General features: G+C 36.9%; 14 protein-coding genes. 2 read left to right on the forward strand and 12 right to left on the reverse strand.

All coding sequences use genetic code 11. The annotated features are described in order from the left end of the window. Positions 1-7 precede the first annotated feature (7 nt). Genes JGH11_RS06050 through trpB form a run of 7 tightly spaced genes read right to left on the reverse strand, consistent with a single transcriptional unit; the run spans position 8 to position 6,734 of the window. On the reverse strand, positions 8-334 hold the full coding sequence (locus JGH11_RS06050) for a chorismate mutase (protein ID WP_201110675.1): 327 nt from the start codon (positions 332-334) through the stop codon (positions 8-10). An 11-nt stretch (positions 335-345) separates the two neighbouring features. After that, complete coding sequence (trpD, locus tag JGH11_RS06055) at positions 346-1,344, reverse strand: anthranilate phosphoribosyltransferase (RefSeq protein ID WP_201110676.1); 999 nt, start codon at positions 1,342-1,344, stop codon at positions 346-348. A gap of 45 nt (positions 1,345-1,389) precedes the next feature. Beyond that, complete coding sequence (locus tag JGH11_RS06060; RefSeq protein ID WP_201110677.1) at positions 1,390-2,187, reverse strand: hypothetical protein; 798 nt, start codon at positions 2,185-2,187, stop codon at positions 1,390-1,392. Further along, entirely contained in the window at positions 2,184-3,545 is a 1,362-nt protein-coding gene (locus JGH11_RS06065) for a TrpB-like pyridoxal phosphate-dependent enzyme (RefSeq protein ID WP_201110689.1), read from the reverse strand. Before JGH11_RS06065 ends, JGH11_RS06060 begins: the two co-directional genes overlap by 4 nt. A gap of 14 nt (positions 3,546-3,559) precedes the next feature. After that, positions 3,560-4,126 (reverse strand): aminodeoxychorismate/anthranilate synthase component II, encoded by a 567-nt coding sequence (locus tag JGH11_RS06070; protein WP_201110678.1) that lies wholly within the window; start codon positions 4,124-4,126, stop codon positions 3,560-3,562. A gap of 15 nt (positions 4,127-4,141) precedes the next feature. Continuing rightward, positions 4,142-5,551: an anthranilate synthase component I family protein gene (locus JGH11_RS06075; protein WP_370567569.1), complete on the reverse strand. Its 1,410-nt coding sequence runs from the start codon at positions 5,549-5,551 to the stop codon at positions 4,142-4,144. A 1-nt stretch (position 5,552) separates the two neighbouring features. Beyond that, on the reverse strand, positions 5,553-6,734 hold the full coding sequence (trpB, locus tag JGH11_RS06080; RefSeq protein WP_201110680.1) for a tryptophan synthase subunit beta: 1,182 nt from the start codon (positions 6,732-6,734) through the stop codon (positions 5,553-5,555). A 270-nt stretch (positions 6,735-7,004) separates the two neighbouring features. On the opposite strand from trpB, the gene JGH11_RS06085 reads away from it, so the two are divergent. Further along, complete coding sequence (locus JGH11_RS06085; protein WP_201110681.1) at positions 7,005-7,994, forward strand: metallophosphoesterase family protein; 990 nt, start codon at positions 7,005-7,007, stop codon at positions 7,992-7,994. A gap of 38 nt (positions 7,995-8,032) precedes the next feature. On the opposite strand, the gene JGH11_RS06090 is transcribed toward JGH11_RS06085, so the two are convergent. The 5 genes from JGH11_RS06090 to JGH11_RS06110 form a co-directional block, all read right to left on the reverse strand. Then, positions 8,033-8,470, reverse strand: a complete 438-nt coding sequence (locus JGH11_RS06090; protein ID WP_201110682.1) for a thioesterase family protein — start codon at positions 8,468-8,470, stop codon at positions 8,033-8,035. A 7-nt stretch (positions 8,471-8,477) separates the two neighbouring features. After that, complete coding sequence (locus JGH11_RS06095; RefSeq protein ID WP_201110683.1) at positions 8,478-8,771, reverse strand: DUF721 domain-containing protein; 294 nt, start codon at positions 8,769-8,771, stop codon at positions 8,478-8,480. Next, the gene (locus JGH11_RS06100) at positions 8,768-9,874 is read right to left on the reverse strand and encodes a DNA replication/repair protein RecF (protein WP_201110684.1); all 1,107 of its coding nucleotides are present in this window, start codon (positions 9,872-9,874) and stop codon (positions 8,768-8,770) included. Before JGH11_RS06100 ends, JGH11_RS06095 begins: the two co-directional genes overlap by 4 nt. A gap of 321 nt (positions 9,875-10,195) precedes the next feature. Continuing rightward, the gene (locus JGH11_RS06105) at positions 10,196-10,807 is read right to left on the reverse strand and encodes a polysaccharide deacetylase family protein (RefSeq protein ID WP_201110685.1); all 612 of its coding nucleotides are present in this window, start codon (positions 10,805-10,807) and stop codon (positions 10,196-10,198) included. A 62-nt stretch (positions 10,808-10,869) separates the two neighbouring features. Further along, positions 10,870-14,334 carry a DUF2723 domain-containing protein gene (locus JGH11_RS06110; protein WP_201110686.1) on the reverse strand — a complete coding sequence of 1,155 codons (3,465 nt, stop codon included), beginning with the start codon at positions 14,332-14,334 and terminating at the stop codon, positions 10,870-10,872. A gap of 298 nt (positions 14,335-14,632) precedes the next feature. Between JGH11_RS06110 and JGH11_RS06115 the strand changes: the two genes are divergently transcribed. After that, on the forward strand, positions 14,633-14,934 hold a 302-nt coding region (locus JGH11_RS06115; RefSeq protein WP_201110687.1), incomplete at its 3' end, for a DUF4140 domain-containing protein.

The raw sequence follows: 14,934 nt of genomic DNA on the forward strand, positions 1-14,934 counted from the left end.
AACATAATTAATAATAAGACTGTTTGATCTCTTTATATAAAGAGTCAAATTCAGTTAATTCTTCAATGATAAATGTATTTATCATTGTTCGGTATACCTTCTCCGTAATTATTGGGTTTAAGTCGACTTGTTCGGCTAAAGCTCTAACTTTGGATATTACCAAATCTATCCTGTCTGTTGCGAGCACTTCTGCTGTTGATTTTTTAAAATGAACAGCCTGTGATACAAATTTACTACGTTTTGCAATCAGTTTAACTAATTCTGTATCTATTTTATCTATGTTGTCCCTTATATCATCAAGCGAACTGCAGAGAGGTGTTTCTTGTGATTCCATACTAGAAACTATTAAGCGTTTAATTCCAGAAATTTTCTGAACGTTTCCTTTGTTTTCCCACTATCTAATGATTCACGTGCCTCTGCAACGGCATCTTCAAACGAAATATTTAAATTTATAGTCTGAATAGCAGTAGCAGCATTGGCTATCACCGCATTTTTTTGAGCCGGTGTTGCCATATTATTTATAACATTATCAAATATCTTGGAGGCATCTTCAGGTGTTGAACCTCCATAGAGTTCTTTTTCTGTATAACGTTCAAACCCGACTTGCTCAGGACTATAAATTCGTTCTTCAAATTTATTGATTATTTTGAAATCTCCTGTCAACGAAATCTCATCATATCCATCCAAACCATGTACAATGGAATAATCTACATCAGTTTGCTGATACATATAGGAGTATAGACGTGCCATCTTTAGGTTAAAGACACCTAATACAGTTCGTTTTGGTTTTATAGGGTTTACTACCGGACCAAGCATATTGAAAAATGTACGGACACCTAAAGCTTTACGTATAGGCGCTACGACCTTCAAAGCATTGTTGAATAGCGGAGCATGCATATATGCAATATTAGTCTTAGCTAACGATTCTTCCAATTTATCTACATTTGCGGTGAATTTTACTCCATGCTGTTCCATGACATTCGACGCACCACTTACTGAAGTAGCTCCATAATTTCCATGCTTGGCAACTTTATATCCCGCTCCAGCTGTAACAAAACAAGCCAGTGTAGATATATTGAATGTATTTTTGTTATCGCCACCTGTACCTACAATATCAATTGGATTATACGCTGCTAATGGGTCTACATTCGCTCGTAAATCCAACAGTGCATCAGAAAATCCTAAAAATTCGTCTACACTGATACTTCGCATTAGGAAAACACTTATAAATGCCGCAATTTCAGAATCATTGTATATCCCCGCTGCCATATTAGTTAGTATTTCCTTTGCCTCGTTGCGGTTGAGGTATTGATGCTCGAATAGTCTGTTTAGTATCTGTTTCATTATATTATTAGCTATTGCGGTTCTACTTTATTTATAATACAGTAATCAGTTCTCTTCAAAAAAATTGTCCCATAAATATTGATGTTTAGCTTTTTCGAATGGGAATTCGAATATCAATGATAGTGAATCTACTACATGTTCATCTCCTTTCAATGGGTTTTCGTAATATGATAGTATATAATGATCAGATCCCATAGGAGCATCTTCTACTAAATTTTTTCTAATCTCTTTCATGATTATCAAATTCTCTCCATGCCATTTATAGAGAGTGAGGATGAGAGGCATATACCAGCTCCCGCCATAATAAGTTCTGACTGTCTTAGCTATTTTATCGGCTTCATAAGTAGATGTAAAGAAACTCGCTGCAATATGTACAGAGTCATTGTTGGGAGAAAAGTAATATATTTCTTTGAAGGTATTACCATTCATATTGGGATAGGAGAAAGTGATCACTTCATTTCTATTATCGCCATCCATATCTTCAATAGATACATCAAAGATTTGCTCCCATACAGGACGTTCTGATCCAATCTGCTTCCATTTAGTTTTAGCTAAATCAAAATAGTAAAAGTTTAATAATGTATCTTTATCATCATACAGTAAGGCATAGACGTTTTGCTCATCTATAATTTTTCCTATTATATGCGAAAAATGTCCATCTTTATGATATGCTATATCATAGATAGTATCAGATTTTTCAGTAAATTTCTTTATGTCAGGACTAATGCTATCCAGATAGACTGGAATATTTTCATCCAGTCTATTCGGGATATCATTATTCCCCCTTACAAAGAAATATAAAGATGCAAGTAATGAGGTTAATATGATGAGTGAATATCTCATTTAACTAGTTTTTCCAACGTATTTGTTGTTCGTGCAATTTCTTCGTCAGTCAGATCATAATTCTTCATCTTTCCGGTCAGAAATTGATCGTAAGCCGTCATATCTATTAACCCATGTCCTGAAAGGTTGAATAATATTGTTTTCTGCACACCTTCTTCTTTAGCTTTCAACGCTTCACGGATAGCAGAAGCAATGGCATGAGTAGATTCTGGAGCAGGGATAATACCTTCGGTGTTAGCGAATAATTTGCCTGCTTCGAAGGTTTCCAATTGAGGTATAGCCTGCACCTCAACAAATCCATCTCTATGTAATTGGCTGACAATAGTACCAGCTCCGTGGTAACGCAATCCTCCGGCGTGAATATCTGCGGGTTGGAAGTCGTGTCCAAGAGTATACATTGGAAGAAGTGGAGTTAAGCCGACAGTATCTCCATAATCGTATTCAAATTTACCTCTCGATAATTTTGGAGTACTAGCAGGTTCGGCTGCAATAATGCGTACTTCTTTACCATCCGTCAGCTTATGACGAAGGAATGGAAAACTGATCCCTGAGAAATTGGAACCACCGCCAAAACAGCCGATAACAATATCCGGATATTCGCCAGCCATTTCCATCTGCTTTTCACTTTCCAATCCGATGATAGTTTGGTGAAGGATAACGTGATTCAATACACTACCTAGTGTATATCGGGTGTTTTCTCCTTTTACGGCAGCTTCTACGGCCTCGGAAATGGCGATACCAAGGCTTCCCGAATTATTAGGGTCTTTAGCTAAAATGCTTCTACCCGAGTCGGTCAGAGTGCTGGGAGAAGGAATTACATTTGCACCCCATGTTTGCATCATCATGCGACGATATGGTTTTTGTTCGTAACTAACCTTTACCATATATACTTCCAGATCTAAACCAAATAGGCTTGATGCAAAACTCAAAGCTGCACCCCATTGTCCGGCTCCTGTTTCCGTCGTAAGCCGTTTGATACCTTGCTTCTTATTATAATATGCTTGCGGTAATGCAGAGTTTAATTTGTGCGAACCTATCGGGCTTACTCCTTCATTTTTGAAATAGATATGAGCTGGGGTATCCAGCGCTTTTTCCAGCCCTGTAGCTCTTACTACCGGAGTCGGTCTCCATATTTTGTATAATTCTCTTACTTCGTCAGGGATTTCAATCCATCTTTCCTCTGTCAGTTCCTGATTGATCAGTTCTTTTGCAAAAATAGGTTCGAGATCGGAAGGATTTAGTACTTCTTTTGTCTGAGGATTAAGTGGAGGTAACGGCTTATTTTTCATATCCGCTACAATGTTATACCAACTTTTAGGAATATCATCCTCACTTAAAAAGATTTTCTTGCTCATAATTGTTAGATTTATATTTAGTTATTTAAAAAGTTTCTGACTATTGCTTTTCCTGCCGGAGTCAATACCGATTCAGGGTGAAATTGAACACCGTGTATATCAAATTCTTTATGTCTTAAGGCCATAATTTGTCCATTATCATCTATTGCGGTAATTTCTATGCAATCAGGTAAATCAAGTTTGTTCACTATCCATGAATGATAACGTCCTACTTCCAGTCTATTGTCAAGTCCATTAAAAAGATAATCAGGCTTGATGATACTTATTTTTGTTGCAACGCCATGGTATACATCTTCCAGATTACTTAGCTTTGCCCCGAATGTTTCTCCGATAGCCTGATGTCCCAGACATACTCCCAGAATAGGCTTCTTACCAGCATATTCTTTAATCAAAGGGAGCAGTAGTCCGGCTTCGGACGGGATGCCAGGACCGGGAGAAAGAATAATCTTATCATATTTTTCGACATCTTCAAGAGCTATCTTGTCGTTTCTGTATACATCGACCTCTGTGAAGCCTAGTTCTTTAACTAAGTGTACGAGATTGTATGTAAATGAGTCGTAATTATCGAATATCAGAATTTTCATATTTTCTTACTTAACTTAGTTTTTTAGTTTCTCGGCAAACTTAACAGCTTTAGTTAATGCGCCCAGTTTGTTCTTTACTTCCATTACTTCAGTTTCAGGATTAGATTTGGAAACAATACCTCCTCCTGCCTGATAATACAATGTGTTATTTCTACTTAGAAATGTACGGATGGTAATGGCCTGATTCAAATCACCATTAAAACCAATATATCCGATGCATCCTCCATATACTCCACGCATTTGCTTTTCTATATCCCTAATCAATTGCATTGCTCTCACTTTTGGCGCACCGGATAATGTTCCGGCAGGGAATGTATCGGCAAAGACAGAGATACTATTTCTTCCTTTGTCAACTGTTCCACTAACACGTGATACCAAGTGAATGACATGAGAATAGAATTGAACATTCTTGTAAAATTCAACTCTAACATCCTGGCAGTTACGACTTAGATCGTTGCGTGCAAGATCGACAAGCATGACATGTTCGGCATTCTCTTTCTCGTCTTTTAATAGATTTTCGGAAAGAATACGGTCCTTTTCATCATCACCTGTGCGGAAATATGTGCCGGCTATGGGGTCTATGTAAGCCTTACCTTTTGTTATTTTACAATGTGTTTCAGGAGATGAGCCAAATATGCGGAAGGAGCCAAATTCGAAGTAAAACAGGTATGGAGAAGGGTTGATGGAGCGTAAAGAACGATATACTTTAAAATCGTCACCGGCAAATTTTTGAGTGAAGCAACGTGAAAGGACTATTTGAAAAACGTCACCACGCTTACAATGTGCAATTCCTTTCTTTATCATCTCCTGATGTTCTTCATCGGTAATCATTGATTGCTCCTGACCTATAGCTTCAAAATTATATGATGCAATATTATTATTGGTAAGTATAGCTTCCAGCTCATGAGACTTTTCTTCCGATCCATCCGCTATGTTTTCAATAATTGTCAACTCATTCTTTAAATGGTTAATAACTAGTATGAAACGATAGAGAATATAATAGAATTCAGGAATATCTGCATTTTTTAGTTTCGTATTAATCGGGTCTACAGTTTCGAAGTGTCGGATGGCATCATAGGATGTATAACCGAAAAAACCATTGATATTCGTTTGGTTTTCACCTTTTACATCAAATTCACCAATGAATTCATGAAATTTGTCTGTTAATTTCTGATGTCCTGATAAGGTTTCTTGTTTTACTGTATTGTCGGGATAAGTATAAGTTATTTCATCATTTTCTACTTTAAACCGTGCAATAGGACTGATGCCTATAAATGAGAAGCTATTCTCTCCTCCATGATAGTCAGAACTTTCCAATAAAGCAGATTCTGGATATATATCTCTTACCTTCAGGTAGATTCCTACCGGTGTTTGAAGATCGGCAAGAAGGTTTTTTGTTTTTACATTTATTTTATATTTCATTATTTTAGGCATTATAATTTATATATGTTTCCATATCCTTATCTCCTCTTCCTGAAAGACATAGTACGACAATATCATCTGCTTTGAATTTCATCTTGTTTAATGCGCCCAGCGCATGCGCCGATTCTATAGCCGGAATGATACCTTCCAGTTTGGTCAGTTCGAAAGCCGCTTGCATAGCTTCATCGTCTGTTACAGCGAGTACTTGCGAACGTCCTATCTTGGCGAGATGAGCATGCATCGGACCGATACCCGGATAATCCAAGCCGGCTGATATAGAATAAGGTTCTTCTATTTGCCCGTCTTCCGATTGCATAATCAGAGTCTTACTTCCATGAATGATTCCCAGTTTTCCTAAATGGATAGTTGCTGCCGATTCTCCGGAATTTATACCTTTTCCGGCAGCTTCCGCAAGTACTATTTCTGTATTTATTTCATCTATGAAGTGGTATATTGTACCTGCGGCATTGCTGCCACCTCCTACACAGGCCATCACATAGTCAGGTGTTTCACGACCTTCTTTTTCGAGTAGTTGTTTTCGTATTTCTTCACTAATGATCGATTGTAGACGTGCTACCATATCTGGATAGGGATGGGGACCCACAGTCGAACCGATTACATAATATGTGTTGGATGGGTTGCTGCACCAGTCGCGTATGGCTTCATTGGTCGCATCCTTGAGAGTCATATTTCCACTGGTAACAGGAACAACTGTAGCACCAAGCATTTCCATTTTTTGTACATTCAGTTTCTGGCGTTCTACATCCACAGCTCCCATGTATACAACACATTCCATATTCATCAGTGCACAAACTGTTGCAGTAGCGACACCGTGTTGCCCGGCTCCTGTTTCGGCTATAATGCGGGTTTTTCCCATGCGGCGGGCAATCAATATCTGTCCTATTGCATTGTTTATTTTATGGGAACCCGTATGGTTGAGGTCTTCTCGTTTAAGATATATTTTGCATCCATATTTTAGAGACAAACGGTTAGCTAAATATAGGGGTGATGGTCGGCCTACATAGTCTTTTAATAAACCTTCATATTCTTCTTTAAAGGATGGCTCATTTAATACTTCTAAATAAGTATTCTTCAATGTTTCTACATTATCATAAAGAATTTCAGGTATATATGCACCACCGAATTCTCCATAAAAGCCATTTGAATCAACTGTGAATTTTCCCATTTTATATTTTGTTTTGTTTATTATCATAAAAAAAAAGCCTATCGTGAGTTACGATAGGCTTTGTATTTTAAAAACTTTCTATTTGTAAATACACACCGACTTGGCTCACGACTTTTTAAGTTGAGAGTGCCACCACCAAAATGTATTTGTTAATAAAAAGCTCATTTTTTCTTTTTTGTTTTTGCAAAGATATAAAAAAAATGATATTGACAAACCCATCGCTAATATTTTTTATCTTAGCATATTGTTTAATTTAAAAATGCCAGTATCATGCGCTATTTATCTACACTAGTTTTTTTCTTTTTTATATTATCTGTGTCAGCTCAAAATCTAGTTTTACATTTTAATGATAAAGGTAGTTTCAAAATAATACAATTTACGGATATTCACTATCAGAAAAATAATCCGGAATCGGCTGTTGCAATCTCTTTAATAAGAGAAGTCCTTATCGAAGAAAAGCCAGACCTGGTGGTTTTCACAGGAGACGTGATTTATTCCAAACCGGTGAAGGAAGGCCTTGATGAAGTTTTTAATGAAGTAGAGCAATCTGAGATACCTTGGGCCTATGTATTCGGTAATCATGATGATGAACATGGTATGTCGAGACAAGAACTGATGGATTATGTAATGACTAAAACTTATTGTATTGCACAACCCGGAAACAAAGCCTTGAAAGGCGTAGGGAACTATATATTGGAAGTAAAATCAAAAGACGGAAATGAAAACAAAGCCCTTCTCTATTTCTTCGATTCGGGAGCCTATACCCCAATAAAGGGGCTTGGTACTTACGACTGGTTTGCGCCCAATCAGATAGAATGGTATAAAAACCAGAGTGCAGCTTATACTATAGAGAATGATGGAGTTCCATATCCGGCATTAGCATTCTTTCATATACCGTTAGTAGAGTATGCGCAAATGAAAGCCGAAAAATATAACGAGCTGATAGGAAGCAAAGATGAAAAAGAATGTAATGGAAAGTTAAATACAGGTATGTTTGCTGCTATGCGTCAGGCGGGCGATGTAATGGGGACTTTTGTCGGACATGATCATGATAATGACTATATTGGCAATTATTATGATATTTATTTGGCTTACGGTCGTTTCTCAGGAGGAAACACAGAGTACAATAATCTTGGTAAGAATGGTTGCCGAGTGATAGAATTGAAAGAGGGTCAGAGGGTATTTTCTACCTATATAAGATTGTTAGGTGGAGAGAAATTATATCCCGTAGAGTATCCTAAAACCTTTTCTAAAAAATAAGCGGGATAAAAAAACAGGGGGCTTAGCCCCCTGTTTTTTTATAACTCTAGCTCTTCTACTTCAGAAATAGCTTTTCGCCAGACATCAGGTATAAGCATAGATGACTGTGTGTCGGCATTATATGTAACGAATACCGTTTTGCAACGGCATTTGATATCTCCATTCTTTACATTCCTTATTTGTTGCAGAAATACACCGCTCTTTTCTCCCAGGCTGATTATTTTTGTATCTACTGCTATATTTTCTTTATAATATATAGGGGAGAGGAAGTCAGTTTCAATACGTGCAACAACAATTAATCCTTCGATCCAACTTGTGGCCGATTTTCCTTTTAAATCTTCTAAGTAGTTTATCTTTCCTAAATCGAAGTAGCTGAAGTATAGGTTATTATTTATATGTCCTAAAGCGTCGATGTCATTAAAGCGGATCTGTATCGGAAGTGTAGATTTAAATGTTTCGGGTGTTATTTCTTTCATTTCTTATTTATCTGAATATTATATCGGTAATTACAGGCATGCCTGCATGTTCGTTTAATTTATTTATTAATCTGTCTTTTGCCATAATTAGTTCGGAACGGAGAACAGATGAATTAAGGGATACATATAAAACTCCATTTCGTAAATATATGTTAGTTGTATATGAAGCAATCATAGAGCCTAATAGTTGCGACCATCCGGTTACAGCCCTACTTTCTGCAAGTTTTCGTTTGATAAACTGGTTTTCTTCAAAATATTGTTTCAATACTTCTCCGATACTTTCTGTATTCCTCTTTCTCATGATGTTATATTTTTTTGTATAACCTCACCTTTTTCCACTTCGTATAAATGGTAATTGCTGTTGGTGCGTGAAAGAATTTCATCCAGATGTTCGCGGTTGGTATCGGTGACAAATATCTGTCCAAAGTCTTTATCTAATACCAGTTTTATAATTTGTTCGACACGAGATGAATCGAGTTTGTCAAATATATCGTCCAGTAATAAAATAGGAGTTGTTTCGGTTGCTTTATGTAAGAAATCGAATTGAGCCAATTTTAATGCAACAACATAAGTCTTGTTTTGCCCTTGAGATCCAACACGTTTGATAGAGTAGCCATCCATTTGCATGTCAAGATCATCTTTGTGCGAACCTACTGTCGTATAACCAAGTATTTTGTCTCTCTGTCTTCTTTCTTTTAGTAATTCCGGGAAGTTTCCCTTATCGAAATGCGATTCGTATTTTAGCTCTACGGTTTCGTTCGATTGACAAATGAAATCATAAAATTTTTGGAATGTAGGTATAAACTTGTCTATGAAGTCTTTCCTTTTTTTATAAATTATTTTACCTTCGATAGACAGCTGTTCATCCCATAGATCTAATAATGTATCATCTATATGACCATCTGTTTTCAGTAGTGCATTTCGTTGTTGTAGCGATTTGTTATAACGGATAAGAGAATGGAGATATTCTTTATCAAATTGGGATAGGAATAGATCCATAAATTTACGGCGTTCGTCACTTCCACCATTTATCAATTCGGTGTCGGAAGGCGATACCATTACGAGTGGTAATATTCCGATATGATCCGAGAACCGTTCATATTCTTTTTTATTTCGTTTAAATTGCTTTTTCTGTTTCCTACGCAGACTGCAAAAAAACTCCTCCTGTTTATTGTCTATTTCATACCATCCCTGAATAACTGTAAATTCAGCATTATGACAAATATTTTGCGAGTCGATAGGATTGTTATGGCTTTTACAGAATGATAGATAATAGATAGCATCCAATAGGTTCGTTTTACCCATACCATTGCTTCCCAAGAAACAGTTTATCTTGGGTGAAAGGCTAAGGTCAGCCTGTTCTATATTTTTATAGTTGAGTATGGACAAACGATCGAGTATCATATTCGAATAATATTACTCCTGCAAAAATACGACTTTTTTTATTAGTAAGGGATGCTGTATACTTAAACTTCCCCTGTTTCAGTATTACCTTTTAAAGCAAAAGGTAACAAAAGTAACAGTCTTTTCTTCTTTTTTTATTTGTAACCATTTTAGGGTTGCCAATGGCTAACTCTTTTCTAACAAAAAAGTAACAAAGGTAACAGGTTCTATCTGTTTTTTTATCTGTTATTTTTTATGTCCTGAGGAAATTTGTATCAGTTAGCCTTCTTATAGATAAAAGAGTCAGGAAAAGATACATAAATTCAAATAGAATAGAGGAATTTATAGTAATTCAAATGTATAACCTTGTTCTTTCAACCATTCTATACTGCGTGGTAGTGCATATTTCATATTCTTTTCGGCTTTCAACGAGTCGTGAAAAACAATAATAGACCCATCGCGGGTATATCTTTTCACGTTCTGAAAGACTTTTTCTGGAGTCTGCCGCTTACTATAATCGCGGGTAACCACGTCCCACATAATTATTTTATAGTATTTGCGAAGAGTAAAGAATTGAGGTATTCTCATATGCCCATGTGGTGGGCGAAATAATTCAGATTCAATATATTCAGATGCCAGTTTGGTATTCTCTAAATACCTTTTAGAAAATTTTCTAATACCTTGTACATGATTGAATGTATGATTACCTACACGGTGTCCCCGGTCGAGAACCATATTGTAAATATCCGGATATTTCCTGACATTATCTCCTACACAGAAGAATGTAGCTTTGATGTTATATTTATCCAATAAATCTAATACCCAAGGTGTGATATCCGGGATGGGGCCATCATCAAAGGTCAGATAAATTGTTTTCTTACCTTCTACTTTTTCTCTCCAGTAAGCTCCCGGAAAAAAGAGGCGATATAATAAAGGGGGTTGTTCTATAAACATGATAAACCAATATAAATAGCAGGATTACCAATTGATTTTGAGAATCCTGCTATTCATCTGTTTTATTTTTGATAATATTTTTGTAATAGCTCCGGCTTGAACTTTTGCATCAGTCCGCCGATACGTTCTGCTTTTTCTTGCGCTGTCTTTTGACTAGCAGTATCCTCAGCCATATATATACCTCTCATCGTGATACGCATCAAGTAATCGAGTGGATGGCTTCTTTCGCTAAATGAAACTCTGTTGTTAAGGAAAAATTCGGTACGGTTAAGTATTTTTTCCAAATAAGTATTGTACTTCTCAGTATCAAAGCGTTGATATGTATCTAGAATTTGAATTTCTATATTCATCTGCTCTCTGATATCGACTGTACAACTCACCATTTGGCTTGGCTTCATGCTAGCATACCACTGTAAATTACCATCTGTTCGATACTGTATTTCGTCCAACACCTTTTGTGCTTTTTCCGGTTGTTTTAATAAATAATAAGCATCGGCGAATGAGATCGATTCTCCTCCGCGAGGTACTGTATTACCCGGAATTACTTCCATACATTTGTCCAGAGCTTGCAAGGCTTTATCGTTCTTATCTTGTTCTAATAATGCTGTTATAAGGCGTTCAAACATTAATCGGAAGGTGCGGCACATTCTAATATTGTTTTCATCCAGATATACTTTTGGATTTTCGATACCACCCCATTGATATTTATTGACCATATTGTCGAACATAACATCTGTATTGACTCCCGTACTATCGATAACTCCCGGAGTAATTCTATATGTGATACCTTCAAGCATTGACTGATCTGTTAGTTTTAGAGGAGCTTCACCAATTGTTACACAGTGGTAAATTGGTCTTTTCCAGTCATCTTTGTTGATATTGAACAACATATCCAAGATCATCATTTCCTGACGATAGATGCCGCCTTTATTATCTCCGAGATTGAAAACAAATTCAGGTTTTGGTTTCGTCCCTAATCCATTCCAATCCACGTTGGCAGTGTTGATAGGCATTCTAAATATGCTGGAAGGTATGATTATTCCATTGTCGACATATGGGTTTTTAGGTGCATAATTGTCTTTCGTTTTCAATATATCAAGTACCTCGGCCAGATCCATTGTATCTTTGTAAGCCTGAGTGTCATAATAGTCGCCGTAGTTGACACGTCCCATCCAGTTAGATTCCGCTGAGCTTTTCAGGTCTCTGGCAAGCAATCTTTCGATATCATTCTTGGTAAATACATAGGCCGATTGTCCTTTGTCTCCATGATAGCGATCTTCTTCCCAGTCTATTGGCAATGGAGGAGAATCGTAAGCTTGTCGGCGCATTTGATCTACATACCAGTCTGTTTGCAAGTAACTGAGGTTACATACGCGCACATCTGTACGGTAACCTTCCACTTCCTGTATATACCACAACGGGAATGTATCGTTGTCACCCATCGAGAATAATATACTGTTTGGTTCACATCCTGTGAGGTAATTTTTTGCGAAGTCACGCATTGTATATCTATCCGAGCGATCGTGATCGTCCCAGTTCTCACTGGCCATTTGTATAGGGATAAACAATGTTACAACTGTAGCTATTGCTGCAGAAGGTGCTTCAGGTAACTTTTTCTTTAGTAGATTCCATATAAATGCAACACCAAACCCTATCCATATACAGAAGGCATAGAAAGAGCCAGCATAAGCATAGTCTCGTTCACGCGGCTCGAATGGTTGTTGATTCAGATATATGATAATGGCAATACCTGTCATGAAGAATAACATAAAGGTAACAAGGAATTGTTGTTCTCCTTTCTTTCCTCTAGTCAATTGGAATGCAATCCCTAAGATACCCAGTATCAGAGGAAGCATGTAATATTTATTATGTCCTTTATTATTCGCAATATCAGGAGGAAGGTTTCCTTGTGGACCACGTCCCAAGAGTTCGTCAACAAAGCTAATTCCTGTAATCCAGTTACCGTTGGTCATTCCGCCGGTTGCCTGTATATCGTTTTGGCGACCTGAGAAATTCCACATAAAGTAGCGGAAATACATGAAGTCTAACTGATAATCAAAGAAAAATTTCAAGTTTTCAAACATGGTAGGGGGTACTGACGTATCTTTTATACCACCCCATATCTGATATCCTGTAAGATGCCTTGGTTCTGAAGAGGAATACATGCGAGGAAACAACATTGTGTTAGTATATCCGTATGTCGGAATAGTACCTGTTACTACATATTCGTCTTTCTGATCCGGTGATTTTTTTACGACTTTGTCGTATGATTGTTTTTCGCTAACTGGCGGTTCCAAACGTCCGGTAGAAGGATCTCTTTTCTCTGTCGAAGCATATGTTTTTCCGTAAAATAACGGTCTGTCACCATATTGTTCACGATTGAGGTAGCTAGCCAAAGTAAATACGTTTTCAGGAGAATTCTGGTCCATCGGTGTATTGGCTATCGAGCGTATAGGTATTAGTGCAAAAGAAGAATATCCTATCAATATTACCATCAAGCATAAAACAGTTGTGTTGAGTAGTCTGAAATTAATCTTCTTAGAAACAATAAGAAAAGCGATAAGTCCACCCAATAGGATCAACCATAAAAATACGCTGTCTCCGATAAAGGTTGCGCCACTTAGAGCCATACAGAGCACAAAGGCGACTTTTGCTCGAGTCATATTTCCTTTAGCAGAAAGTGTTTCGTATAATGCCCATATAATAGAAAGCACTATTAATAATATATAGGCTAAAGCACCGGAATTATATGAAAAACCAAAACCGTTGACAAACATCTTTTCAAACCAGCCACCTACTTTTGTGAATCCCGGGATGATACCATACATTAGTACAACAATTAAAAACAAAGAGCCAATTAATGCAAGTAGAGTGCCTTTGATATTTATATCTTTTGACTTTTTGAAATAATAGACAAGAACAATCGCAGGAATACATAATAGGTTCAGCAAGTGGACCCCGATAGACAACCCCATTGCATATGCAATAATAACCAGCCATTTATCAGAACCTTCTTTGTCGGCTCTGTTTTCCCATTTCAATATCAGCCAGAATACAAGCGCTGTAAACATGGATGAGTAAGCATAGACTTCACCTTCTACAGCTGAGAACCAGAATGTATCGGTAAATGTATATGTTAAAGCTCCAACCAATCCACTACCGATAATAGCTATAAGCTGGCCGGTTGTTAACTCCTTCTCAGTATTGGTGTATATAAGTTTTTTTGCGAGGTGAGTTACTGTCCAGAAAAGGAATAGTATAGTTGCTGCACTTAATAGAGCAGACATACTATTGATCATTACTGCTACTTGAGACGGATCGGAAGCAAACAGTGAGAAGAATTTTCCCGTAAGCATGAAAAACGGTGCTCCCGGAGGATGCCCTACTTCAAGTTTGAAGGCTGATGTGATAAACTCACCGCAATCCCAAAAGCTGGCTGTGGGTTCAATTGTCATAAGATAGACAACAGCAGCAACTGTAAAGCTAAACCAACCAAAGATGTTGTTAATCAGGTTATATCTCTTCATAGTGAAACTAGTATATGATAATAATCGTTTATTTAAACGGTTGTTTTTTATACATTTGGGTGCAAAGATAGTTAAAACGGTGAAAGTATTGTTTCTCATAGCTTTGTTTTTACTCCTTAAATTAAAAAACTTCTTAAAAAGGTTGGTTATTCGCTATTATTCGTCATATCAAGGTTTCTCTCACATTCTCTACTCATGTCTTTACCAATCCAAACTGGAGTTTTACCCATTCTTTATCATATTTAATCAGCTTAATCTATATATTTGAGATAAATCACATTAAAAAAGTAAATTAAACATGAAAACAAGACTGCTCATTATCGGGATATTCTTTTTGTCTTTTATGTCACTTAACGGAAAGGCAGAAAATAAGAAAACTGAAAAATCAAAACTAAAGGAAGCTACTGTTTTTTTTCAAGGTGCAGAGTTGATTCACACTGCATCGAGCGCATTGTCGAAAGGAGAAAACGAGATCTTTATTGAGGGATTAAGCCCGAATATTGATAAAAATAGCTTGAAAGTGAAAACAACGAATGGAGTTGTAATTTCCGCTTCTGAATTCTCATTGGATTTCTTAACTGATAATCAATCGGCTAACGC

Source organism: Dysgonomonas sp. Marseille-P4677 (assembly GCF_016652235.1).
Taxonomy (GTDB): Bacteria; Bacteroidota; Bacteroidia; order Bacteroidales; family Dysgonomonadaceae; genus Dysgonomonas.

Excerpts from the sequence above, each read along its gene's own strand:
- JGH11_RS06050 (WP_201110675.1), bottom strand. The coding sequence starts at position 334 with ATGGAATCACAAGAAACACCTCTCTGCAGTTCGCTTGATGATATAAGG.
- trpD (WP_201110676.1), bottom strand. The coding sequence starts at position 1,344 with ATGAAACAGATACTAAACAGACTATTCGAGCATCAATACCTCAACCGC.
- JGH11_RS06060 (WP_201110677.1), bottom strand. The coding sequence starts at position 2,187 with ATGAGATATTCACTCATCATATTAACCTCATTACTTGCATCTTTATAT.
- JGH11_RS06070 (WP_201110678.1), bottom strand. The coding sequence starts at position 4,126 with ATGAAAATTCTGATATTCGATAATTACGACTCATTTACATACAATCTC.
- trpB (WP_201110680.1), bottom strand. The coding sequence starts at position 6,734 with ATGGGAAAATTCACAGTTGATTCAAATGGCTTTTATGGAGAATTCGGT.
- JGH11_RS06085 (WP_201110681.1), top strand. The coding sequence starts at position 7,005 with ATGCGCTATTTATCTACACTAGTTTTTTTCTTTTTTATATTATCTGTG.
- JGH11_RS06090 (WP_201110682.1), bottom strand. The coding sequence starts at position 8,470 with ATGAAAGAAATAACACCCGAAACATTTAAATCTACACTTCCGATACAG.
- JGH11_RS06095 (WP_201110683.1), bottom strand. The coding sequence starts at position 8,771 with ATGAGAAAGAGGAATACAGAAAGTATCGGAGAAGTATTGAAACAATAT.
- JGH11_RS06100 (WP_201110684.1), bottom strand. The coding sequence starts at position 9,874 with ATGATACTCGATCGTTTGTCCATACTCAACTATAAAAATATAGAACAG.
- JGH11_RS06105 (WP_201110685.1), bottom strand. The coding sequence starts at position 10,807 with ATGTTTATAGAACAACCCCCTTTATTATATCGCCTCTTTTTTCCGGGA.
- JGH11_RS06110 (WP_201110686.1), bottom strand. The coding sequence starts at position 14,334 with ATGAAGAGATATAACCTGATTAACAACATCTTTGGTTGGTTTAGCTTT.